This is a genomic window from Thermovenabulum sp. (assembly GCF_049701175.1).
GTDB lineage: Bacteria > Bacillota > Thermosediminibacteria > Thermosediminibacterales > Thermosediminibacteraceae > Thermovenabulum.
In genome coordinates this window covers 1-23,290 of sequence record NZ_JBNATW010000028.1, presented here as the reverse complement: position 1 = coordinate 23,290, position 23,290 = coordinate 1, and the positions used below count along the sequence as shown (strand labels likewise).

Here is a 23,290-nt window from a genome sequence, read left to right as displayed (position 1 = left end):
TTTAAGAAATGTTAAAATTTAGATACGCTACGCACTCCACGTGATGCGTATGGGGAAACATATCTACGGGCTGGACAAATTGGGTTTCATAGCCCTTTTCTTTCAAAATCCCGAGGTCCCTTGCTAATGTAGCAGGGTTACATGAAACGTAAATTATTTTTTGAGGATTCATTTCGGCAATAGCAAAAAGCACCTCTTTTTCGCAGCCCTTCCTCGGTGGGTCAACTACAACCACATCGGGTTTTGTTCCTTTTTCTGCAAGCTCGGGCATGATTTTTTCCGCTTCCCCTTCCATAAATTCAGCATTGGAAATTCCGTTCATTTTTGCATTTCCCCTTGCATCCCTTACCGCATCCCTTACAACTTCGATGCCTATAACCTTCTTTGCTTTTTTTGCAAGGTAAAGGGAAATTGTGCCTATCCCGCAGTATACATCTAAAACCGTCTCATCCCCTTTTAATTCAGCAAATTCTAAAACCTTATCATACAGCACCTTTACCTGAACGGGGTTTACCTGAAAAAAGGAAAGAGGAGAAAGGGAAAACTTTATATCCCCTATGTATTCGGTAATGGTAGGATTGCCGAAAATCAAAATATTTTTTTCTCCCATAATTATGTTGGTTTTTTTAGTGTTTATATTTAAATACACCGATGAAAGACCATTAACTTTAAGCTTTAATAGTTCGATTAATTCTTTTTTCTTGGGTATATTCTCTCCGTTAATAACGAGGACGACCATAACCTCGCCCGTTTTTATTGCATGCCTCGTTACAAGGTGCCTTACAAGCCCTTTATGGTGAATTTCATCATATATCGAGATATTGTATCTTTCTACCCATTCCCTTACTGCCAAAAGTGCTTCATTGCTCTCCTTTGACTGTATGGGACAGTATTCAATGGGGACTATTTCGTGAGTCCTCTTCATGAAAAAACCCATCACAGGTTTATTATTCTTCATCCCTATGGGGTACTGCGCTTTATTTCTATAATTTATAGGATTCTCCATCCCTATGGTATCGTATACTATCGCTTCTACTTTGCCTATTCGCTTTAGGCTGTCTTCTACCTTCATTTTTTTGAATACCAGTTGTCCCTCATAGGACATATGCTGAAGGCCGCATCCGCCGCAGTTTTCCGCATATGTACAAAAGGGTTTTTGCCTGTAGTTTGAAGCCTCAATAATTTTTACCGCTTCAGCAATAGCATAAGATTTTGTAACCTTATTTATCCTTGCAAGCACCCTTTCGCCAAAAATTGCCCCTTCCACAAAAACCGTAAAACCCTCTATCCTTGCAATGCCCTGTCCTTCATGGGCCATATTTTCGATTACTACTTCATAGGATTGCCCAACCTTAATTTCGACCAATCGGTACATCCTCCCCTTTTTATTTTTTAGAAGGCCCTTTTATTTTAAGTCCGGCAAAACCATTTTGCCTTAATGCTTCGTAAAGCACTATTGCAACGGAATTGGAAAGATTCAATGACCTTGCATCGTCCACCATAGGGATTCTCAATGTATAATCCCAGTTCCTTTTAAGAAGGTCCACAGGCAGTCCTGCTGTTTCTTTTCCGAATACCAAATAGTCCCCAGGCTTAAAAGCAGCTTCAGTGTAGCATTTTTCCGACTTGGTAGTTAAAAAGTACATGGTATTCCCCTTATTTTTTTCCTCAAATTCCTCATAATTTTGGTAATACCTCACGTCTACTAAATTCCAGTAATCGAGGCCTGCCCTTTTTAAGTATTTATCTTCCAAAGAAAAACCTAAGGGCCCTACCAAGTGAAGCACAGCCCCAGTTGCTGCACAGGTTCTTGCAATATTCCCTGTGTTTTGAGGAATCTCAGGTTCGACCAAAACTATGTGAAACATCTTATTTTCCTCCTATTCAAATCTCGTATTCTTTTCTCTTTCTTTCTTCAAAATAGCACAATTTGTTATAGCCAAAGCTTTTTATAAACTCTACAGCTTCTTCAAAATTTTTCCCCACATCTTCGGGGCAGTGGGCATCCGAATTTAGTATTACCGGAATATAGTATTTTGCAAAATAATTCATAAGTTCCTTTGAAGGATATATTTCCTTTACGGGCTTTCGGAGTCCTGCGGTGCTTATTTCTACACATAAATCCATATTTTTTATTTCCCGAGCTAAACTTTCGTATAAACTTGAAAGGTCAGATTTTGCCCTGTAGTTAAATATTTTTACAAGGTCAGGATGGGCTATAAAATCAAAAATACCCGATTTTACAGCCTTTATCAATGTCTCAAAATACTCCTCGTACACCCTATCAATGTCCTTTCCTTCCCACTCAAAAATTCTATCCGGATTGTCAAAGCCGAACTCGGAAAGCCAGTGGACTGACCCTATGACGTAATCAAAAGGATAATTTTTAATAAACTCCCTTATAATATCTTCATTTTCCGGGAAATAATCCGCTTCAACGCCGAGCTTTACCGGATAGCCTTCCTTTTTAGCCCTTTCTATAAGTTCAATATAATCATCAATATCCATTACCGCCCTTTTTTCATGCCACTCATTCCTTATCGGCCCTCCCCGCCACAAAGCTTTAGCCTGATGAAAACGATAAAGATGTTCGGAAATTCCTAACTCCCCTATATTTCTTTTTTCAGCGGTATCAAAAAATTTTTTGAGCCATTCCAAAGTATATGGCCCTTTTTCAATATGTACATGATAATCCTTAAGCTTCATCCTGCAATCATCCTTTTTTTATTATTTATTATTTTACTATTATTAAAATACCAAAAAAGTAGGATAAAATAAAAGTAGAAATTGACATTATTTAGATTAAACTATAAAATTATTTTAAAGAATTCCTATCAATTTAGTAGGAATTAATTTAAAAGGGGGAGTCCTTCTGCTGTTACCAAAAGAAAAAATCAATAGGTTTTTAAGGCACATAATTATGCCAGAAATTAGCGGTCCGGGCCAAAAAAAACTTATTGAATCATCAGGACTTGTGGTCTCAACATCTCTTAAAAGTGCATTGCCTTTGCTTTTATACCTTACAGCCTTAGGTATAGAGCGTATATATTGTTCTTTTAAAAAATTCGATGGGGAATATCAGCTTTTAAAAGAAAACCTCGAAGATTTAAATCCGGATTTAAAAATAGAATTTCTAAGCGAAGATGAAATAAATCCTGAAATTATCAAAATTGATTTTTGCATTCTTTTGAACGAGTTTAAAGCAGCAGAAAAATTAAAAGACATTCCGGCAGTATTTGCAGCAACTTATCCTTGGAAGGGACATATAAGAACGGTAAAAAGGGCAAAATTTTTTGATAATCAATTTCCCGAATATAATGAGACCATTAATGAAAAGCTTATTGGAAAAGTATTTTCCGACTGTCTTGCAGGCGCAATATGTTCCATTGAAGCTGCAAAGCTTATACTAAACTTGGGAAGGCTTCTTGAAACCCCCTTACACTTTAATCTATTAAATATGGAATTTAAAAATGTGAATTCTTTCTTAGGTACCGAAAGCTCAGAAATTATTGAAGATAAAAAAATAGAGGAATTACTTTCCAAATCAAAGGTACTTATAGTGGGTACCGGAGGCCTTGGCTCACCTGCAGCATTGGCACTTACCTTAACAGGCGTAGGGACAATCGGCCTTGTGGACAGCGATAATGTTGAAATAAGCAATTTAAACAGGCAAATTTTACACTCTACTTCAAGAATCGGTATGCCTAAGGTAGAATCTGCAGAAATTTTCCTGAAAAGATTAAACCCAAATTTAAACATCATAAAATACCACACTCGATTCACTAAGGAAAATGCCCTTGAAATTATTAAAGATTACGATGTGGTGATAGACGGTGTGGATAATCTTCCCACTCGCTACCTTTTAAACGATGCATGTGTCTTGACAAAAAAACCCCTTGCCGAAGCCGGAGTTTTAAGGTTTGAAGGGCTCGGAATGACCATAATCCCGGGAAAAGGTCCATGTTACCGCTGCGTTTTTCCCAAAATGCCGCCTGCGGGCAGTATTCCTTCCTGTTCCGAGACGGGCATACTCGGACCTGTCCCCGGAATCTTGGGATTTATCGAAGCAGTGGAAGCAGTAAAAATATTGACAGGGATGGGTAAACTATTGAGCGGAAAGCTTTTATTTTTCGATGCTTTAGAGCTCGACTTTATAATGCCCGATTTAAAAAGGAACCCAGACTGTCCGGTTTGCGGCCAAAATCCTATAATAAAACAGCTGAACGACGAATATGAATTTTACTGCGAAAATAATTAAAATATTCATTAGAAAGGACGTTATGAAATGGAAAGAAATATTTTTGAAATAAAAAATTCAATCTTAGACTTAATAGGCATGACCCCTATGGTCAGGCTTTCAAAACTTTCCCCAAAAGAAGGAGCTTTAATAGCTGCAAAAATCGAATCCTTCAATCCGGGAGGAAGTATAAAAGATAGAATAGCCCTTAATATGATTTTGGACGCTGAAAAAAAAGGGATTTTAAAACCCGGAGCCACTATAGTAGAACCTACAAGCGGTAATACCGGCATAGGCCTTGCTATGGTGTGTGCAGTAAAAGGTTATAGGCTGATACTCGTTATGCCCGCTTCCATGAGCGTAGAAAGAAGAAAAATCTTAAAAGCTTACGGTGCTGAATTGGTACTCACTCCTCCAGAACTTGGAATGAAAGGTGCAGTTGAAAAAGCCTTGGAAATCTTAAATCAAAATAAAGACTACTTCATGCCTCAGCAGTTTGAGAACCCAGCAAACCCCGAAATCCACGAAAAAACCACAGCAATAGAAATTCTAAACCAGACAGGAGGAAAGCTTGATGCCTTTGTGGCAGGAGTAGGAACAGGCGGTACCTTAACGGGTGTTGCAAAGGTATTGAAAAAAGAGATTCCTCATATAAAAATTATAGCCGTAGAGCCGGAAGCTTCTCCGGTGCTCTCCGGTGGCAAACCGGGAACTCACAATATTCAGGGTATAGGCGCAGGATTTATTCCCAAGGTGCTTGACCTCAATTTAGTGGATGAGATTATTACAGTCAGCAATGAAGAAGCCTATTTTTATACTCGAGAGCTTGCCTCAAAAGAAGGTATCCTAGCGGGTATATCTTCGGGAGCTGCCGTTTTTGCCGCCAAAAAGGTGGCAAAATCATTAAAGCCTGGAAATCTTGTGGTAACGGTGCTTCCCGATACGGGAGAGCGTTATTTAAGTGTCGAAGGTCTTTTCCCTTCAGAATAGATTAAGATGAGGCTAAATATGCAAAGAAGGAAGCCTTTTTTAGGGCTTCCTTATTTTTTTTCTATTGCCTAAGGTTTAAACCTCCTCAGCCTTAAGGCATTAGTTACTACCGAAACCGAGCTGAAAGCCATAGCACCGCCAGCTATTGCAGGACTGAGATACCCAAAAGCTGCAAGGGGAATTCCAAGGGTATTGTAAATAAACGCCCAAAAGAGGTTCTGTTTAATATTTCTCATAGTAGCACGGCTTAATTTAACTGCAGTTACAATACCCTTCAAATCACCGCTCATAAGCACTATATCGGCGGTCTCTATAGCCACATCAGTGCCGGTGCCTATGGCTATCCCTACATCAGCTGCAGCAAGAGCAGGTGCATCGTTTATGCCGTCTCCTACCATTGCTGTGATTTTCCCCTGTTTTTTTAGCCTTTCCACTTCTTTTGCTTTATGTTCCGGAAGAACTTCAGCTATTACGTGGTCTATACCCACTTTTTGTGCAATGGCCCTTGCGGTACGTTCATTATCTCCCGTTATCATCCAAACTTCTATACCCATTTTCTTTAACTCTTCAATAGCAACTTTAGAATTTTCCTTTAGAGTATCCGCTACCGCAATTATACCTTCTATTTTTCCACCAACAGCCAAAATCATGGCGGTTTTTCCTTCATCTTCAAGCTTTTCTAAGATATCTTCCACTTCATCTGTAGGAATATCCTTTAGCTTCATCAGTCGGCGATTACCTAAGTAGATTTCCCTATCCCCAATAGCGGCATATATTCCATGGCCAGGTATTGCTTCAAAACTTTCAGGTTCGGGAATGTCGCTTTTTTCCTTTGCTTTTTTCACGATTGCTTCACCTAAAGGGTGCTCAGAATTTTTTTCTGCGCAGGCTGCAAGATTTAGAATTTCCTCTTTACTCAAATTTCCCAAAGATATTATATCGGTGACCTCCGGTACCCCCTTTGTAATAGTTCCTGTTTTATCCAATATTATAGTATTTATACTGTGAGCTTTTTCTAAATGCTCACCGCCTTTTATTAGCACACCGTATTCAGCACCTTTTCCCGTCCCCACCATAACCGAAGTGGGCGTAGCAAGCCCGAGGGCACAAGGACATGCGATCACCAAAACCGCCACCGCGTTTATTAAGCCCCTGGTGAAATCGCCGTATGCAAAATACCAGATAAAAAATGTTATAAGTGCGACAAATATTACGAAGGGGACAAAGACACCGGATATTTTATCAGCAAGCTTCTGTATTGGAGCTTTGGAGCCCTGAGCCTGTTCTACCAGCTTTACAATCTGAGAAAGCACCGTATCCTTTCCAACTTTTGTTGCCTTAAACTTGAAACTGCCGGTTTTGTTGATGGTTACTCCGATTACTTCATCCCCTACTTTCTTTTCTACAGGTATGCTCTCACCCGTTAACATAGATTCATCTACTGAAGAATACCCTTCTATAATGACACCATCTACAGGTATCTTTTCTCCTGGCCTTACTACTATAATATCGCCAACTTTAACATCTTCTACGGGTATATCCCTTTCTATGCCTTCCCTTACCACCCTCGCAGTTTTTGGCTGAAGCCCCATCAACTTTTTAATGGCTTCAGAGGTTTTGCCCTTTGCAACCGCTTCCAAATATTTTCCGAGTGTAATAAGGGTAATTATAACAGCAGAGGATTCAAAGTAAAGGTGTTCATGTATCATCTCCTTGGGTAAAGTAAGAATATTGTAAAAGCTATAAAAATAAGCAGCGCTTGTACCCAAAGCGATAAGCACATCCATATTCGCCGAACCGCTCTTTAAACTATGATAAGCCCCTTTATAATACCTAAAACCTATTAAAAATTGTACAGGTGTTGCAAGCATCAATTGAATCCAAGGATTTTCAAATACACCACCGTGAAAACCTAAAAGCTTAAAAACCATTGTAAACACAAGAGGAGCAGTAAGGAAAAAAGAAATTACAACGAGCTTTTTTAAAGATTCAACTTCCTTCTTTTTTTCCTCTTTTTCTAAGAGAGCATCCTTTTCTTCCTTTTCAACGGCATCATAACCCAGTTCTTGAATTATACTAATAATTTTATATACATCTATTATATCCTCTTCATACTCAACAGTGGCTGTTTCAGTAGCTAAATTTACTGAAGCTGTTAAAATGCCAGGTTTTCGCGAAAGCACTTTCTCAATACGGGCTGCACATGCAGCGCAAGTCATACCTTTGATGTTAAATTCTACTTTTTTTATTTGACCTGCCATAATTTCACTCCCTTTAAATACATATACTCTATAGGGGTATCTTGTTTTTATTATATCACATTTTAATTATATTACAATTACTTTGGGTTTTAATATTTTTTTAGCAAATACCCTTATAGGGTTTATTTAATAATTTTTTTATAAAAATTATGGTTGAGGCTAATCTGTTTTCTTTTTTCCCCTAATATAGAATAGTATAATTAAATTAATAACTAAATTAATTATCTCTAAACTTTTAACAATAATAGATATTTCAAATTTAAGGAGGTATTATTTAATGAACGGAAACAGCATTGTAATTGTACTTTTATTAGCCGTCATCATTATTTTGGAAGTAATATCCATAACATCAAAGAAAAAAGTTGATCCTGAACTTATAAAGATTTTATCAACTCTGGATAATGGACAAAAATATTTGGAAGGTTTGATAAAAGAAAACATCAAAAGTAGCAGAGAAGAAACAGCAAATCTAGTGAGCACTCTCGGCAATGCCATAACCTCAAATATAAATCAGATGAATATTGCACAACAAAACCTTATAAAAAACTTTTCGGATACAGTATCTTCCTTAGCTGACAAAACTGAGGAAAGATTAAATAAAATGAGGGATACCTTAGAATCAAAATTAAAAGACATTCAAACCGAAAATAGCTTAAAACTTGAACAAATGAGGCAGGTTGTTGACGAAAAACTACAGTCTACCCTTAATGCTCGTATTTCAGAGTCTTTTAGACTTGTGAGTGAAAGGTTAGAACAGGTACACAGCGGGTTGGGAGAAATGCAAACCTTGATGAGCGATGTGGGGAATCTAAAGAAAATCCTCTCAAACATAAAAACTCGTGGAATTTTGGGGGAGGTCCAGCTTGAAGGCATAATAGAAGACCTATTGGCCCCCGGCCAATTCGAAAAAAATGTGAGGGTGAAACCAACAAGCAGCGAAACCGTAGAATTCGCTGTTAAAATACCGGTAGAAAACGGTTCATCAGGAAGCTATATCTGGCTCCCCATTGATGCAAAATTCCCCATGGATGATTTTGAAAGGTTAATTGACGCTGAAGAAAAAGGCGATTCTATAGAAACAGAAAAGTTAAAAAAGGAGCTGGAGAATCGCCTAAAGCAGTGCGCTAAAGATATAAAGGAGAAATACATATGCCCACCTCATACTACAGATTTTGCTATAATGTTTCTTCCCACTGAAAGCCTTTTTGCAGAAGCTTTGAAAAGGCCCGGATTTATAGAAACCCTTCAACGGGATTACAAAGTATTGATAACAGGTCCCACTACTCTGTCAGCAGTCCTTAGCAGTTTAAGGCAGGGATTTAAAATATTTGCTATCGAAAGAAAAGCCGAAGAAGTGTGGAAATTACTTGGAGCTGTAAAAACAGAGATAGGAAAGTTCGCAGAACTCTTGGAAAAAATAAACAAAAAATTGCAAGAGGCTCAGGATGCTATCGAAACCGCATCGAAAAAGACACGCACCATCGATAGAAAATTAAAAGATGTAGAGCAAATATCACACGAAGAAACTCAAGAAATTCTTTCTCTGTTTATTACAGCTGAAGATGAAAACGTAATGTAGTATATAAAAAAATTAAGAGGGCATGTTGCGAACTACCTTGCACCAATATGAGTCGCTTATTACCCAATTTGAAAATATTATCACAAGTAAACTTCCCAAATCTTCAGGGTTGTACTCCTCCAGGGCTACCATCATAACTAATTTCCTATGTAGCTGAAAATAACTACATTTACTCACGTGCATAATGTTTTACATATATTACCAAAGTAAGTATTAAGTATTACTGTATTTCAATGTTTATTGAATAATTAAAATAAACAACAAAATAAAATCTCCACTTTTACAACTTAAAAATCCTCAGGTCATTGCAGGCACCCATAACAGCTTTATATACCATATAATTAAAAGAAAACCCATATATTTCCACCATCCGATAGACTACTTCATCTGGATTTACATCCCACATAGTTAATAGAAAACGAAATACGCAATAAAGAAATAGAAAATTGCGAATATCTTTACATCCCACATAGTTAATAGAAAACCCCGCCTAAAATCCATGTATAGACTGCAAAATTCCCCCTTTACATCCCACATAGTTAATAGAAAACCATAATTTTTTGCACATTCATACATCGCCTTAACAATCTTTACATCCCACATAGTTAATAGAAAACGGAGAAAAGCCGACGCTGAAGAAGTGCTGGCTCAATTATCTTTACATCCCACATAGTTAATAGAAAACGATTTCGTCCGGATTTCGTTTGTCGATTCTTATCATGCTTTACATCCCACATAGTTAATAGAAAACAATATACTAAAGCGTTATGGATGGGGGACAGATAAACTTCTTTACATCCCACATAGTTAATAGAAAACGATTTTATTTCGGAAGTTTTATCCATGTTGATTTACTTTACATCCCACATAGTTAATAGAAAACTGTAACTTCTGCTGTTATTCAATATGCAATTGAGGACTTTACATCCCACATAGTTAATAGAAAACATTAGGAGGTATTGGTTGGGGCATTGCTGCTACTTTCTTTACATCCCACATAGTTAATAGAAAACGTTTCCTTGCCTCTTGCCCTTCTGCGTCTCCCAACAGCTTTACATCCCACATAGTTAATAGAAAACCAGAAGCTAACTAAATATGAAGTATGGCGTGTGCGAAACTTTACATCCCACATAGTTAATAGAAAACCTTGTTGCTGTCTATGACAACAACTTTGACAGTTCCCTTTACATCCCACATAGTTAATAGAAAACTTTATTTTGAAAAAGAATTTTAAATAAAAGATTGTGACTTTACATCCCACATAGTTAATAGAAAACTGCTGGTATGTTGGGATCATCCTCTTTTGTCTGAACGCTTTACATCCCACATAGTTAATAGAAAACGCAATGCAGGGGCGGGGGCAGAGGTGGAATAAAATAAGCTTTACATCCCACATAGTTAATAGAAAACCCAAACTGCACCAAGTATCGCCACTTTCAACATTGTACTTTACATCCCACATAGTTAATAGAAAACGCCTCCAATCGTTTTAAAGCTGGAAGCACAGCCTGACTTTACATCCCACATAGTTAATAGAAAACTTTTTCAATAAATTCACCATTAATATATTCCCACTTTGCCTTTACATCCCACATAGTTAATAGAAAACACATCCGCTTCACCCTCAGTTTCTTGTCGCATAATAAACGACTTTACATCCCACATAGTTAATAGAAAACGTAACTGTAACCCCACCGCCGCTTTCGCTTGTGACAGCTTTACATCCCACATAGTTAATAGAAAACGTTGAATTATATTTCCTTCTTTTGTTTCTATTATTACTTTACATCCCACATAGTTAATAGAAAACTTAGCCTGCAAGGCGGGTAAAAGCGTCTCAAAAAAACTTTACATCCCACATAGTTAATAGAAAACCCGAAGCCAGTTTCAAAGCCTTTGTTGCTGTCGGGTCACTACTTTACATCCCACATAGTTAATAGAAAACCTAAAAAACGCTGCTTCTTGCCGGTTTGTATTCCTGCGGTATAACTCCACATAGTTAATAGAAAACGTCCATACCTCCTAAGTTTATCGCCGACTGAATCGGGGTATAACTCCACATAGTTAATAGAAAACCCGGCACCGCTTGGCAGAAGGTAGGCGTAGTGAAAATTAGGGATCCACATAGTTAATAGAAAACCCTAAAAAACAGTATTAAAAAATAACATTTTTATTGGTTTTTATAAGATAAATAATATAATCTTTTGCAGCAAAGTTATAATTCTGAAAATAAATTTTAACGATAAATTGTCTTGTGAAAATGAAAAATACTATGTTAACAATAAGTTTATTTTATAGTTAAGTTCGCTGCAGATTTTTATAAAAACATATCGTCCAGGTTTTTACTTATTCCTATTACATCCTTAGTTAAATTGCGGGGATTTTCAATTTTATAAACGTATATAGAATCTTCTCTTTTATCCATAATTTTATTAACTTCAGACAAGCATTTATATAATTTCGCTTCTGTAATATCCCCTTCAAAAACGGAATTTTGCGTCCATATAAGATATTTTTTTAATACTTTTCTGACCTTATTTACTCGTCTTTCAGATACATCGTAAGTTATTATAACAAACATTTTACCACCAAGCCTTTAATGGCTTATAAGGTTCATCCTCTATAAGGGATTTTATAATTTTATAGCATTCAAGTCTTATTAGAGTCCTATAAGATACCTTTCTGTTTAAAGCCCTATGTTTGATGGTAGTTTCAAGTTTATTTTGATATTCTTTAATAAATTTTTTCTTACCCTCATCGTTTAAAAAACATATACCTTCTTCGATGTTAAAGTCATCTTCTTTTAACATCCTGTTATTTATTAAGTAAAATATTACCGGATCAACTATTAATGGTTTAAATATTTCAGCAATATCAAGGCTTAATGAAAATCTTTTAGAGGAGGGTTCGTGCAAATAACTAATAGTAGGGTCAAGCTGGGTTTTATAAATTTCTCCTAACACCGTATTGTACATCATACCATTTCCAAAAGAAATAAGAGCATTTAAGGGGTCTGTAGGCGGTCTTTTTTCTCTTTTGGTAAAACCAAAATCGTTATTTAAAAATAATGAAAAGGATTCATAGTATTTTTTCCTTATTCTTCCTTCTATACCCATTAGTTCCTCAATTTCCCTTACTTTTGAAATATTTTCTTTTTCTCCTTCTATCTCTTCAATAATTTTTTCAGTTTTTTCTTTATAGTTTCTTAAATTTCGCAAAATGTGAAAAACTGCAGCTTCTACAAAGCATTTTGCAAAATATAACCTTTTTTCATGAAAAATATAACTTTCTGACTGTTTTATGAGCAACAAACCTGAAACGTTTTTCTTTCTCGGTATGAAACTTCCAATATAATATCCATAATAATTGTAAAAGTTTAATATTATATCATATTGAGATACAAGTCCCAAAAATTTAGTATTTAAATCTGTTTCACCGAAAATATGCAATCTCTCAATTTGTTCAATTGGTATAGGTTTTTTATTTTCTTCTTTATCTTCAAAGTAAATGGTATTTTCTTTTCGTAAAATCCTTCCGTTACTAAAAATATAATAGTCCTTATACATCTCAATCGACCTCTTTGGCATAACAATATTCATAGTACGCACATTTTTTACAGTAAGGAAGTTTTTTTACTTCTGGAGGCTTTTTCATCATTAATATTTCTTTTATATCAATAAGAGCAGTCTTTATTTCTTTTTCATCTTCTTCTGTCAGTTCTACTTCAACCACCTTTTTTTCTTTAACGTAATTGATAGTACCTTTTTTACTAATACCTAATTGTTTTAAATAAAAAAGGTAATATAAAAGCTGCATTATATCCGGGTTTTTCATTTTACTGGATATTTTGACTTCTTTAATATGGTCATCAGCAACAACGTCAATTTTTATCATATCATCTATCAGTAAATCTTTATGTTTTTCTCTTTGGAATGTATTCTCATGTAAAATCTTTCCTTGCAGTACTCTGTCGAAATTTTTTTCAAAACTCATTCCTTTGTCAAAAAGCCATAATTTTCTCTTACAAATGTAATAATAATTTACCTTTATTCCCTGTGTTTTATATTTTTCAAAATCAAAATCCATGGATTACACCTTCTTAAAAACATCGTCACTTAAAAGTATTCATTCTCATAATATATTGTTATTAAGTGATTCATCATCTTCTGAGATAAGCCCTAACTGCTCATCATAATCGTAATTCGTAATAAATATTCCTAAATTTTTATCAAAAATACTTACTCCTGATTTTGAAATTAAATAACCTGGTGTATTCACTGTATAATCTCTAATATTTGAAATTATTTTCGCTTTTTCGATAGACTTCATATTTTTTTGATTCAACATCTCTATATTTTTTAAAATTTCATCAAAGTGTTTCTCATACACCGAACGGGGGATTGCACAAACTGTAAAAACATCTCTGAATACTTTTTGTGCCTCAAATCTATTCTCTGCTTTGTAGCCATACTGTAACATTTCATATGCTTTTCTAAATTTTTTCATAAATTTTGTTTCTGAAATATTATTAATATCGTAGACATATTCGTTCAACCTTTTCTTATCGTATTCAGTTAGAAAGATTCCATTAAAACTCTTCAAGAACTCCCAAGTTCTCTTTACAATTTCATCCTCATATACCATTCCTATTCCACTTATATCTTTTGTAAAAATTATTACATTTGGTTCTTTTCTATCATATCGTCTTTTTCTATATACCCTTCCCATACGCTGCAAAAGTGAATCCGCTGAAGAAAGCTCTGTAAATAATATATCAAAGTCAATATCTAATGAAGCTTCTACAATTTGTGTTGAAATGAAGATGCTATTTGTTTTTTTATTGTTTAAAACTGCTAATTCCTTTTTTCTTCGCTGACTTTCTATAAACCTTGAATGCAAAAGTTCTATTTCTATTTCTTCACCTGACTTTTTAAGTTCTTCATTAATAGCTTTAAAAACCTCTTGAGACCTTTTTACCGTATTACAAATCACAAGAACATTTTTTCTCTTTGCTTCATAGATAATCTCTTCAATAGCTTCCAAAATTGAATTTTCTTTAATAGAAACAATGTGCGAATGCACTGATTTTAAATCTTCATCTGAATAAGCTTGGAGATATTCAGCATGATCTCCTATATATTTCAATATAATGGGATTAATAGTTGCACTCATTAGACAAAACTTACCATTTATTTTTATAATTTCTTCAAGGGTTTTTATAATAATTGCTAAAGCTTCAGGTGAATAGCTTTGAGGTTCATCTATAACAAGCTTTGAATATAAAAACAGAGAATAAATTTTCTCAAATCCTGGCCATTTTAATGCAGAGGTGAATACTTGGTCTCCTGTTGTAACAATTATTGGAAGACTTAAATTCTTTGAAAGGTTTATATTGTTAAACAAAAACTCAAGTTCCCCTTCCGTCTGGTATTTTTCATTACCCATTAAGTATAAAAGGTTGTCAGAATGTAAAATCCCAACTTTGCCTTCTCCAAAAACCTTTATAAACCTTTCATACATTGCATTTATCGATACTCTTATCGGAAGGGTGTAAACCAATTTTCCCTTTTTTGCCCAATTTAAGCCAAATTCGGTTTTACCACTGCCTGTAGGGGCAAATAATATTACATTTTTTTCGGAAAGTTCTACTGCTTTCTTTTGAAAATCTTTGAAACTGCTAAAATTACCTTTTTCTTTTAGATAAAGCTCAACTTTTTTTGGAAAATCATCTATTCTCTTTTCTTCTACAGTAACCTGCGCAGAGCTTGCATGATCAAGCCTGTGTAAAAATCCTTTTAATATAACTTTAAATCGCGTATTATAATCTTCAAAATTAAAAATTTCTTTCAACATTTCTCTTTTAAATTGTTCTATTATCTTCCATGAAAAAATAGCATTTTCTATTATATTTTGCGCATCTATACTGCCTGAAGTGTATTTTAGAAACCAACATAAATCTGGATTATTCAAAAAATTTATAACCCCTTGTTCGATATAATTTTTAAAATATTCTATATCACAATCAAATTCTCTATCATGGGAAAAAGCAATTGTATAAAATAGTATATTCCCTTCATCACAAGTAAACTTACCATTTTTTATATCTTCTACAATTTTGTTTATATCCACAAATACTAAAGAAACAAAGTTATGAGGTACCTCGTGAGGCAATGTTTTGCCCCGAGGCACCTCTTTATTTTTTTGTTTATCTCTTATCTTTACTTGAAATAATGCATTTGCCTTACCCAGGTCGTGATATATTGCTGCAAGTTTCAGTAGGTATTTAAATTTTTCGATGTCTATATTGAGGTTTTTTAGTCCTTCTTCTATTTCTGCAGAGTATTCTTTAAACAATCTATCCATATTGTTTAGCAATTCTAAAGTATGCTCATATATTGTCTGATATTCATAACCTTCAGGCGTTTTAAACCTTTTTGCATAAAGAGGAATTTTATTGTAATCAGTTTTCATATTCTTCATCACCTATCAAGTCAATAAGTATACCTTCATCATCCACTAAAACATTCTCATCAAAGGTTAAAATAGGTTTTAACACATTTAGGGAATTAACATATACCACATCTTTTTTAGTAGTAAATACCCTTAGGCCATCAGATGTTTTTTCATATTTATAATTCAGCCTAAATTTAATACCCTCAACCCTAAACTTTTCAGCTGTTTCTTGTTTTAAATACATACCATAGGATGGCAACTGCTGTCGCATATACTCAAAATAGTTAATAGTTTTTGCTTCAATGCTTTCTACAAAGTCTATCCTCATTAAATCTTCTTTTCTCCCGAGCCCCCAAAAGGATGAATAAATGTTATTAAGTATACTTTCCAGTATCTCTGGTTTAGAATTTACATGAATACAAAGCTCCACATCTATCAAATTTGTAACATAAATCATTGATGAAATTACTGTAGATGAATATTCTCTTAATATTGAGCTTGGGTTGCTTTCTTTTCTAACTCTGTCAAATTTAATAATCTTTTGGATGTCATATACCGTAGAATCAAACTTTCCTGCAATTGATACAGCCATTTTGTAATATTCTCCATTTTTTGCACCGAGAATATTATGTAGCCAACCTTTTACCGTTGATGGCGGAGGTAAAGGATAAGAATCTACAACGCCATAAGAAAAGGGTTTTCTAAAATTTGCAAAAGGCTGATAGAGTTTTATCTTTAAAACTTTCAGAGACATTTTTAAATAGTCCCCTCTTCATAATATTTTCTTGTACGTTCCTTTAATGTCTCAAAGAAGTAATCAATAGAACCGCTTGCACCCGGTAATAAATTTAAAATTTCCTGATCATTTACAAAGTATCCTTCTAAAATCCCTATCAATGTATAATCTTTTACTTTCTTGCTATTTGGCAGGGTGAGTTCGCATGTGCTTTTTATTAACCTTGAATCAATTCCAAAACCTGAATCTTTTTTAATAAGTTTTATTCTATTTAAAAAGAATGGATTTTTAATTGGGTATAGCCCTCCTATTACAAATAAAGGACTTAAATTCTCTTTTCTGCCCTTGATATCGCGGCTTAAGAACTTAATGGCATCAAAAAGTATATTAATCCTCCTTATTTTTTCTTGAGTTTCTACCTCATCAATAACTTCACCTTTATCATTAAAATCTCTGCCCAACCTGTCCAAATCAATGGAAACAGTATAGGTATATAATGACTTATGCTGTTCGAACTGATAGGGATTAGGATTAGCTTTTATTCCTTGGATTACAGCCCTTTGTGCTAAATTCAAGTTCGTAGCAAATTCAATATCGTTTTTATATTCTTCTAAAGAAATTGCAGGAGTAATTTTTACAACTGCTGTCCTATTTTGTGAATTTTGCCCTTGGCCTGATGTCTTCATATATCCAAAAAAGTCTATCTCTGGATAATCTTTTATTTTTGCTTCTTTTGCAAATTGAATCACCTGTTCATTACCTGTTACAGGGGTAAGTTCGTATCTGGTATTCTCCAAAATAAACTTAAACTTTTCATACCTTAATGCCTGCCTTGATATATATGTATAGACCTTATTTTCACGAGTAAGTTTTTTCAGCTCAGATATATTCCCTAAACTTTCACCATAGTTTAAGCTCATACCCTCAAAAATCACAGATATTGTAATTCCACCATTATTATTCATTTGATAAAACCTCCTCCTTATTATTTGATTCTTCTTCTTTTTCTTGCCCTAAAAGTCCATTTACAAAGCTGTAACCAAGCGCACAAAAACTCTCTTCATCATTAATACAAGATACAAATAAAGATGGTACCTCTTTGTCAAAACTCATATAAGTTCTGATCATAAGGTTCATAAAGGTATTAATGTCCCCGACTCTTAATGCAGATATCAACCTATAAGCCAATGATGATATCTTGTTTTGGCTTTCCCTTGCAATAAACAACTTTTTAAGTTCCTGCCCAAAATAATACATCCGCCATAATTGCTTTTCATCCATCCTCTTTTCACCTCGCTTAAAAATTTTTAAATATTTATAAGTAAGAATATTATAAAGCTGAAGTTTATAAGCTGATAGATTAGTATTATATGTTGAGTTTGGTTTTAGAGAATTAATGTAAATTTGTTCAAGTATTCCGAGAAATTGATAACTTTGAGTATTGTTTAAAATGTTTTGCATGAAATTTTCAAATATATAATTAGTATTGTCTTTCGCCCTGAAATAGCTTCCAGTCAGTTTTTTAAGACTATCGTAATTTGATGTAATAAATTGGGCCTTTTGCTTTGAAATATTAAATCCATAAACCTTAGGGAAGCTCGAAGATAAATCTATTTCTATAAAAGCTATGTTGGCAAGTGTAAAATTGCTTTCTTCTTTAAGTTTCAATAGAATGTAGTCATTAAGGAAATTTAATATGCCCTTTTCTTTTAACAAATTTTCTTCTTTTGCCATCTTTTTCATAAAAAGTTTATTTGACCTATAAAGTTCCTTTACAGATTCATTTCTGTCCACAAAATAGAATTTCTTATTTTGCCCGTATCTAAATTCTGTCAACCCTGCGAAGATAGAAAAATATATTAACTCGCAGATTTCGCAAATGGGTAGTTTAGGCTTAAAATTCCAAAAGAAATTTTTATTATCCTTATTTGCTCCGAGAAAACTTACAAGGCCCGTATCAAGCATTGCATCTTTTTTAGCAGGCCTTAACCCACAAAAAATACATGAATTATTTCTATCATATTCATTTGATTTATTTACAATAGGTTGTTCGAAATCTACTTTAAATTTTTCTAAAAGTTCATCTGTTACACTCTTTTGAAGGAAACTTTTTTGCCCATATATAGAGCTTATAGTTGCAAGATATGTCTTTACATCATTTTCTATAAATTCACTTTTATTATTTTTTAATATTTCTATAATTTTCTAGACATATCTTAACGCTTCTTCTTTACTATAATTTCTGGCAAGTTTAATATTTTCCTTATCTAAGGCCTTATTTAATTTACTAAAACCGTCAACCCTTGTTTTCAATTTAGATAATTCTTCTTTTGTTTCATTATCCAAGTTGTTATTTAAAATCTGGTCATAAATTTTTTTTACTAAAATTATTACTTCATCAGTTCTTGGATACCTTTCGTAAGCCTTTTTGAAAAATTTTTCAGAAAAACCTGATAAGCTGCTTCTATCAAACTCAATATAATTTTCCCCGATTTTTATAATATCTTGTTCATCAAGATTCTGGCCATCCAACATTATTTCAATAAATCCGACGATCCCAGCGTTATACGCCCAATCACCTAAATATACCCTTTCCATCATACCACCTCAATCATTCCAAATCCCTGAGAACGTCTAAAGCCGATACCTAATTTATAAAGGTCTTCAAGGTCTTCTATATTCCCTTTTAACTTGAATACCCCAGAGTAAGCGTTGACGTAATACGTTTTTTTACCAGTAATTTCTGTGAAACTCTCGATTTCTTCTTTGACAACCTTCTTTTTCATAAGAACACTTTGAAACTCTAATGGTTCTTTTAATCCGCAACCTCTGTAATTTTTAAGAATCATATCGCTTATATAATTTAATTCCTTATTAAATTCTTCATTCTCAGGGTCTAAAAAGTTATTGTCCTTATCTTTAATAAAAATAGGCGAAAGGGTTTTAAATACCGCTTCATTCCCGTTTATCCTTTTTTCTTTTGCCAAAAAAATCTTTTCTCTTTCAAGATTGTAATCCCTATACTTAAAACTCTTCATTTTTAAAAGTCCGTTGTAAATGTTTATACCACATTCGTAGTCGGGTGTGCTGATATTAAAGAAAACTTTATCTTTCACATAAAGCGTTTCATTTATTATTTCAAAGTTTTTAATAAAAGCCGAAAAACAAAAGTTCTTACTTTTCTTATTGCTCCGGCCTTCATAAAAATATAATTTTTCATAATAATCAGGATTAGATTTCTTTAAGGCTTCTTTTATCAGGCTAACGAAAAGCATATTATAAGCCTGAGGAAGCCTATCCGTTTTAAAAATACAGGAAAACCTCAATTTATCGCCCCCTTAAAAAATTAGAAATAATAACATCAATTCTAATATAACATAATAAATCATAATTTTTAAATATTTTTTTGTTAAAAAATAGAGAAAAATTTTATAAAAAAAGAAAAACTACAAATTTTGCCATTTCCCCTTATTATGTTTAATACCGTAAGCTTTCATTTTATTTATTAAAGTTGCATGGGTTACGCCAAGGAGTTTGGCTGCACTTCTTATGCTCTTTGACCTATTCAATGCATCTTTTATGGCTTCTATCTCTGCTTTTTTTACAACTTCCTTCAAGCTGCAGGGCAACTCTTCTTTTTTGGTTATACCAGCAATTTCTCTATCTATATCCTCATCACGTAAAATGATGTGCTCAGAGTCTATATACTCTTCATTACAAAGGTTCATCGCCCTTTCGATGACATTGCCGAGTTCCCGGACATTTCCGGGCCAGTTGTAATCCAAAAGTTTTTGCATTGCTGATTTGCTGAAACCTTTTATTTTTTTATTTAATTTTTTATTTAATTTTTCTACAAAGTGGTAAGCAAGCAAAGGTATATCTTCTTTCCTTTCCCTCAAAGGTGGGATGTAAATGGGGATAACGTTCAAACGGTAATAAAGGTCCTCACGAAATTTTCCTATTCTTACCATTTCTTCTAAGTTCCTGTTGGTTGCAGCTATTATCCTTACATCAACTGGTATTTCCTCGTTTTCTCCTATTCTCCTTATTTTACCTTCCTGAAGCACCCTGAGAAGCTTTACCTGCAAATGGGTGGAAAGTTCTCCTATTTCGTCCAAAAAAAGGGTGCCTTTGTCAGCATACTTGAAAAGTCCCTGTTTTCCTCCCTTTTTGGCCCCCGTAAAGGCTCCTTCTTCATATCCGAAAAGCTCGCTTTCAAGGAGAGAATCGGGAATTGCGGCACAGTTTACAGCTACGAAGGGTTTATCCTTTCTCGGACTTGCCATGTGGATGGAGCGTGCAAAAAGCTCCTTGCCCGTCCCGCTTTCTCCCCTTATAAGCACAGTAGAAGTTCCCTTTGCGGCTATTTTTGCTATTTCTTTAACCCTTTTTATCTTTTCGCTTTCCCCTAATATATCTTCAAAGGTTATCATAGCGGGCCTTGTAAAGGTGTGCACCAAAGCCATTACCGCTTCAATGTCCTGTAAGGAAGCAACCGCGCCGACGGGTCTACCCTTTTCGTCTAGTATAGGCCTTCCCGACGTTATATAATGGGATTTTGAGCCATCCTTTTTTAAAACCATTTCCACATTGTCGTAGCCTTCTCCGGTTTTGATGGTTTTAAGCATGGGTATATCAGGGGACAATATTTCTGCTGCCTTTTTCCCAATTGCATCTTTTGCCTTTACGTTCAAAATCTTTTCTGCAGCAGGATTCATAAGGGTGATAATTCCGTTTTTATCCACCGCCAAGATACCCTCACTTGCCGCATCAAGCACTGCCCAAATCTTTTTTTCCCTTTCTTCTTGGGGGAGCATGTCAACCAGCTTTACTTCTTTTATATCTTTCTCTTTCATAAATCTTTCTTTTAATGTTTTAAAATCGATACGTTTTTTATCAATTAAAAAATACGCAAAACCCGATCCAACCTCCATTGCCCTTATATTAATTCCAAATTCAAAAAAAATTTTTAAAAGGTCAAGAGCCATACCAACGCGGTCTATGGTTTTAATAAATAGGCGCAACATAATAAAAATGATTCTCCCTCTCTTTTGTATAATTTTTATTAACTTTAAATAAATATTACATATCTATTTTACTACAAAATCAGAGAATTTTAACGAATTAGCAAAACAAAAAAGCTGCGGCAAAAACCGCAGCAAGAAAATCTCTTACTTTTGCTGATATTTTATTAAATTTGACATCGTAACATAAACACCGCCCAATATAACTACCCATGCCAATAACATAAACGCAAGAGCACCGCCTGACATTATACATTCCTCCCATCTATGCCTTCATAGCCTTTTTTACCTGTGCATTGGGACCGTATTTCTTCTGAATGGTCATGTAGGCTTCAACAAAGCCTATAACAAGAATTGCAAAAAGCAATAATCTTGCTCCCTGCACCCAAGGTATAAGATTGGGCATCTTTTCTACAAAGCTGGGTACCCATTTGAAATAACCATCTTTAATGTAGCTTCTTGTTGAGAAAATAAGAAGTATAGCTATTACAAGCGGTGTTACCCATTTAATCATTACGTTGAAAAATACGGAAGAAATCTTCCAGTAGCTTCCTCTATTGATTTCTTCCAAGGATTTCCTTTCACCAAAGAGCCATCCGGTTACAAGAACCTCAATTAAACCTACAACTACGAGGAAATAAGATCCTACCCAGTTGTCAAGTTCTGTTAAAAATACAAGTTCTGCAGTTTTTGTAAGAACAGGTTCCAATGCTACGGGAAGCCCTATGATTATATAAAGTGCAAAAACAATCCATGAACCTATGCTTCTTGGGACATTCAAATCCTCTTCCAAAAGTGCGATCAGGTAGTTATACATAGCAATAGCCGATGTAAATCCAGCAAAAAAGAGTATCAAGAACCAGAAAGCACCGAATATCTGTCCTGCAGGCATCATCCTGAATACGTTTGGCAGTGCTATAAAGGATAAGCCCACACCTGATTTAATGCCTTCAGTTCCCAGAAAGGTATAAGCAATAGGTATTGCGATGCTGCCGCCCAAAATTACTTCAGCAAATTCGTTTAGGAAAACGGTTGCCGTTGCAGAAAGGACTATATCTTCATCGGGTTTTAAATAGGAAGCATAGTTTTGAATAATACCCATACCCAGTGAGAGCGTGAAGAAGATTTGCCCTGCTGCTGCAAGAGCTGACTGCCAGTTTAATTCATTCCAGTGAGGACTCCACAGGTAATCAAGCCCTTTGATAGGAGACCAATCGGGATTTACAGGTGTCCCTAATGTCAAAGCCCTAATAATTAATATAATTCCGAGAACATATAAAGTAGGCATCATAACCTTAGCCCATACTTCAATACCCTTTTGCACCCCACGTGTCAGCGCAAGACCAAGTAAAAGAAGGGCTAACACCCAGAAGGTAATGGAAAGCCCCGGAGTTTGGATATAGTGAACAAATACCTCTCCTGTTGATACTGCCTTATCCATATAACCGCCAGTCAAGGAAAGATAAGTATAGCCAAGAGTCCATCCGATAATCTGAGTATAATAAGCGTTTACAAGGCTTACTACGGAAAAAACAAGCATTCCTGCCAGAGACCCCAAAATAGCTGCTATAGTATGAGATGTCCTTTCTTTAGACTGTAAATAAATCATGCATCCGACAGTGCCGTGACCGTATTTGCCGCCGTACCTTCCCTGCATCCATTCCACATACATTATGGGAATACCGAGAATCAAAAGTGCAGCAAAATAAGGAAGCATGAATGCGCCGCCGCCGTTTTTTGCGGCTTGGTAGGGAAAACGCCAGAAGTTGCCGAGGCCTATAGCATTACCTGCCATAGCAAGTATTAGCCCCAGCTTTGTTCCCCAGTTCTCTCTACCTTCTGCCATAAAAACCTCCCCCTTTGTGAAAATTTTGTTTTTTTAATTTAAAGTGTTAAAAAGTTGTCTATAATTATACCTTAAATCTTCAAAATTTACAATACTTGATTTATTTTTGTGTTGTATTTCTGTGATAATGTCATATTAAAATTTCTCAGTGAAAATGTCACTTT

Annotated in this window: 19 protein-coding genes and 1 CRISPR repeat array; of the genes, 3 read left to right on the top strand and 16 right to left on the bottom strand. The window is 34.7% G+C overall.

The annotated features are described in order from the left end of the window. Position 1: 1 nt before the first annotated feature. Genes rlmD through ACPLVF_RS09625 form a run of 3 tightly spaced genes read right to left on the bottom strand, consistent with a single transcriptional unit; the run spans position 2 to position 2,706 of the window. Entirely contained in the window at positions 2–1,366 is a 1,365-nt protein-coding gene (gene rlmD, locus ACPLVF_RS09635; protein ID WP_424907624.1) for a 23S rRNA (uracil(1939)-C(5))-methyltransferase RlmD, read from the bottom strand. Between the two features lie 19 nt (positions 1,367–1,385). Next, positions 1,386–1,868, bottom strand: a complete 483-nt coding sequence (trmL, locus tag ACPLVF_RS09630; RefSeq protein WP_424907623.1) for a tRNA (uridine(34)/cytosine(34)/5-carboxymethylaminomethyluridine(34)-2'-O)-methyltransferase TrmL — start codon at positions 1,866–1,868, stop codon at positions 1,386–1,388. A gap of 16 nt (positions 1,869–1,884) precedes the next feature. Then, the gene (locus tag ACPLVF_RS09625) at positions 1,885–2,706 is read right to left on the bottom strand and encodes a histidinol-phosphatase (RefSeq protein ID WP_424907622.1); all 822 of its coding nucleotides are present in this window, start codon (positions 2,704–2,706) and stop codon (positions 1,885–1,887) included. A gap of 214 nt (positions 2,707–2,920) precedes the next feature. Between ACPLVF_RS09625 and ACPLVF_RS09620 the strand changes: the two genes are divergently transcribed. Together ACPLVF_RS09620 and cysK are read left to right on the top strand one after the other, a co-directional pair. Continuing rightward, on the top strand, positions 2,921–4,258 hold the full coding sequence (locus ACPLVF_RS09620; RefSeq protein WP_424907621.1) for a ThiF family adenylyltransferase: 1,338 nt from the start codon (positions 2,921–2,923) through the stop codon (positions 4,256–4,258). Between the two features lie 27 nt (positions 4,259–4,285). Continuing rightward, positions 4,286–5,227, top strand: a complete 942-nt coding sequence (gene cysK, locus ACPLVF_RS09615; protein ID WP_424907620.1) for a cysteine synthase A — start codon at positions 4,286–4,288, stop codon at positions 5,225–5,227. A 68-nt stretch (positions 5,228–5,295) separates the two neighbouring features. Here cysK and ACPLVF_RS09610 read toward each other — a convergent pair whose 3' ends face one another. Then, a complete protein-coding gene (locus ACPLVF_RS09610; protein ID WP_424907619.1) occupies positions 5,296–7,488 on the bottom strand; it encodes a heavy metal translocating P-type ATPase in 2,193 nt (730 codons plus the stop codon). 277 nt (positions 7,489–7,765) lie between these two features. Between ACPLVF_RS09610 and ACPLVF_RS09605 the strand changes: the two genes are divergently transcribed. Further along, on the top strand, positions 7,766–9,067 hold the full coding sequence (locus tag ACPLVF_RS09605) for a DNA recombination protein RmuC (RefSeq protein WP_424907618.1): 1,302 nt from the start codon (positions 7,766–7,768) through the stop codon (positions 9,065–9,067). A gap of 324 nt (positions 9,068–9,391) precedes the next feature. Further along, a CRISPR array of direct repeats spans positions 9,392–11,012; the repeat unit is 29 nt; unit sequence CTTTACATCCCACATAGTTAATAGAAAAC. Between the two features lie 372 nt (positions 11,013–11,384). Here the strand turns inward: ACPLVF_RS09605 and cas2 are convergent. From cas2 to ACPLVF_RS09545, 12 genes are all read right to left on the bottom strand, one after another. Beyond that, the gene (gene cas2 / locus ACPLVF_RS09600; RefSeq protein WP_424907617.1) at positions 11,385–11,648 is read right to left on the bottom strand and encodes a CRISPR-associated endonuclease Cas2; all 264 of its coding nucleotides are present in this window, start codon (positions 11,646–11,648) and stop codon (positions 11,385–11,387) included. 1 nt (position 11,649) lies between these two features. Beyond that, positions 11,650–12,633: a type I-B CRISPR-associated endonuclease Cas1b gene (gene cas1b, locus ACPLVF_RS09595; protein WP_424907616.1), complete on the bottom strand. Its 984-nt coding sequence runs from the start codon at positions 12,631–12,633 to the stop codon at positions 11,650–11,652. A 1-nt stretch (position 12,634) separates the two neighbouring features. Next, positions 12,635–13,153, bottom strand: coding sequence for a CRISPR-associated protein Cas4 (gene cas4, locus ACPLVF_RS09590; protein WP_424907615.1), 519 nt, complete (start codon positions 13,151–13,153; stop codon positions 12,635–12,637). 45 nt (positions 13,154–13,198) lie between these two features. Beyond that, positions 13,199–15,538: a CRISPR-associated helicase Cas3' gene (cas3, locus tag ACPLVF_RS09585; protein WP_424907614.1), complete on the bottom strand. Its 2,340-nt coding sequence runs from the start codon at positions 15,536–15,538 to the stop codon at positions 13,199–13,201. Then, positions 15,528–16,274, bottom strand: coding sequence for a type I-B CRISPR-associated protein Cas5b (cas5b, locus tag ACPLVF_RS09580; protein ID WP_424907613.1), 747 nt, complete (start codon positions 16,272–16,274; stop codon positions 15,528–15,530). Before cas5b ends, cas3 begins: the two co-directional genes overlap by 11 nt. A 2-nt stretch (positions 16,275–16,276) precedes the next feature. Next, positions 16,277–17,221 carry a type I-B CRISPR-associated protein Cas7/Cst2/DevR gene (gene cas7i / locus ACPLVF_RS09575; RefSeq protein WP_424907612.1) on the bottom strand — a complete coding sequence of 315 codons (945 nt, stop codon included), beginning with the start codon at positions 17,219–17,221 and terminating at the stop codon, positions 16,277–16,279. Continuing rightward, positions 17,214–18,299: a type I-B CRISPR-associated protein Cas8b1/Cst1 gene (gene cas8a1, locus ACPLVF_RS09570; RefSeq protein WP_424907635.1), complete on the bottom strand. Its 1,086-nt coding sequence runs from the start codon at positions 18,297–18,299 to the stop codon at positions 17,214–17,216. The genes cas7i and cas8a1 overlap by 8 nt, the downstream gene beginning before the upstream one ends. Before the next feature lie 162 nt (positions 18,300–18,461). Next, entirely contained in the window at positions 18,462–18,857 is a 396-nt protein-coding gene (locus ACPLVF_RS09565) for a hypothetical protein (RefSeq protein WP_424907611.1), read from the bottom strand. After that, positions 18,854–19,582 (bottom strand): CRISPR-associated endoribonuclease Cas6, encoded by a 729-nt coding sequence (gene cas6 / locus ACPLVF_RS09560; RefSeq protein WP_424907610.1) that lies wholly within the window; start codon positions 19,580–19,582, stop codon positions 18,854–18,856. Before cas6 ends, ACPLVF_RS09565 begins: the two co-directional genes overlap by 4 nt. A 120-nt stretch (positions 19,583–19,702) precedes the next feature. Beyond that, positions 19,703–21,283, bottom strand: coding sequence for a sigma 54-interacting transcriptional regulator (locus tag ACPLVF_RS09555; protein WP_424907609.1), 1,581 nt, complete (start codon positions 21,281–21,283; stop codon positions 19,703–19,705). A gap of 144 nt (positions 21,284–21,427) precedes the next feature. Next, complete coding sequence (locus ACPLVF_RS09550) at positions 21,428–21,529, bottom strand: MetS family NSS transporter small subunit (RefSeq protein WP_424907608.1); 102 nt, start codon at positions 21,527–21,529, stop codon at positions 21,428–21,430. Positions 21,530–21,545: 16 nt separating this feature from the next. Then, on the bottom strand, positions 21,546–23,126 hold the full coding sequence (locus tag ACPLVF_RS09545; protein ID WP_424907607.1) for a sodium-dependent transporter: 1,581 nt from the start codon (positions 23,124–23,126) through the stop codon (positions 21,546–21,548). Positions 23,127–23,290 lie beyond the last annotated feature (164 nt).

Coding starts and splice junctions, on each gene's coding strand:
- ACPLVF_RS09610 (WP_424907619.1), bottom strand. CDS start 7,488: ATGGCAGGTCAAATAAAAAAAGTAGAATTTAACATCAAAGGTATGACT.
- ACPLVF_RS09550 (WP_424907608.1), bottom strand. CDS start 21,529: ATGTCAGGCGGTGCTCTTGCGTTTATGTTATTGGCATGGGTAGTTATA.
- ACPLVF_RS09620 (WP_424907621.1), top strand. CDS start 2,921: ATGCCAGAAATTAGCGGTCCGGGCCAAAAAAAACTTATTGAATCATCA.
- trmL (WP_424907623.1), bottom strand. CDS start 1,868: ATGTTTCACATAGTTTTGGTCGAACCTGAGATTCCTCAAAACACAGGG.
- ACPLVF_RS09565 (WP_424907611.1), bottom strand. CDS start 18,857: ATGATGGAAAGGGTATATTTAGGTGATTGGGCGTATAACGCTGGGATC.
- cas3 (WP_424907614.1), bottom strand. CDS start 15,538: ATGAAAACTGATTACAATAAAATTCCTCTTTATGCAAAAAGGTTTAAA.
- ACPLVF_RS09545 (WP_424907607.1), bottom strand. CDS start 23,126: ATGGCAGAAGGTAGAGAGAACTGGGGAACAAAGCTGGGGCTAATACTT.
- ACPLVF_RS09625 (WP_424907622.1), bottom strand. CDS start 2,706: ATGAAGCTTAAGGATTATCATGTACATATTGAAAAAGGGCCATATACT.
- ACPLVF_RS09605 (WP_424907618.1), top strand. CDS start 7,766: ATGAACGGAAACAGCATTGTAATTGTACTTTTATTAGCCGTCATCATT.
- cysK (WP_424907620.1), top strand. CDS start 4,286: ATGGAAAGAAATATTTTTGAAATAAAAAATTCAATCTTAGACTTAATA.
- cas7i (WP_424907612.1), bottom strand. CDS start 17,221: ATGAATAATAATGGTGGAATTACAATATCTGTGATTTTTGAGGGTATG.
- ACPLVF_RS09555 (WP_424907609.1), bottom strand. CDS start 21,283: ATGTTGCGCCTATTTATTAAAACCATAGACCGCGTTGGTATGGCTCTT.
- cas4 (WP_424907615.1), bottom strand. CDS start 13,153: ATGGATTTTGATTTTGAAAAATATAAAACACAGGGAATAAAGGTAAAT.
- cas5b (WP_424907613.1), bottom strand. CDS start 16,274: ATGTCTCTGAAAGTTTTAAAGATAAAACTCTATCAGCCTTTTGCAAAT.
- cas2 (WP_424907617.1), bottom strand. CDS start 11,648: ATGTTTGTTATAATAACTTACGATGTATCTGAAAGACGAGTAAATAAG.
- cas1b (WP_424907616.1), bottom strand. CDS start 12,633: ATGTATAAGGACTATTATATTTTTAGTAACGGAAGGATTTTACGAAAA.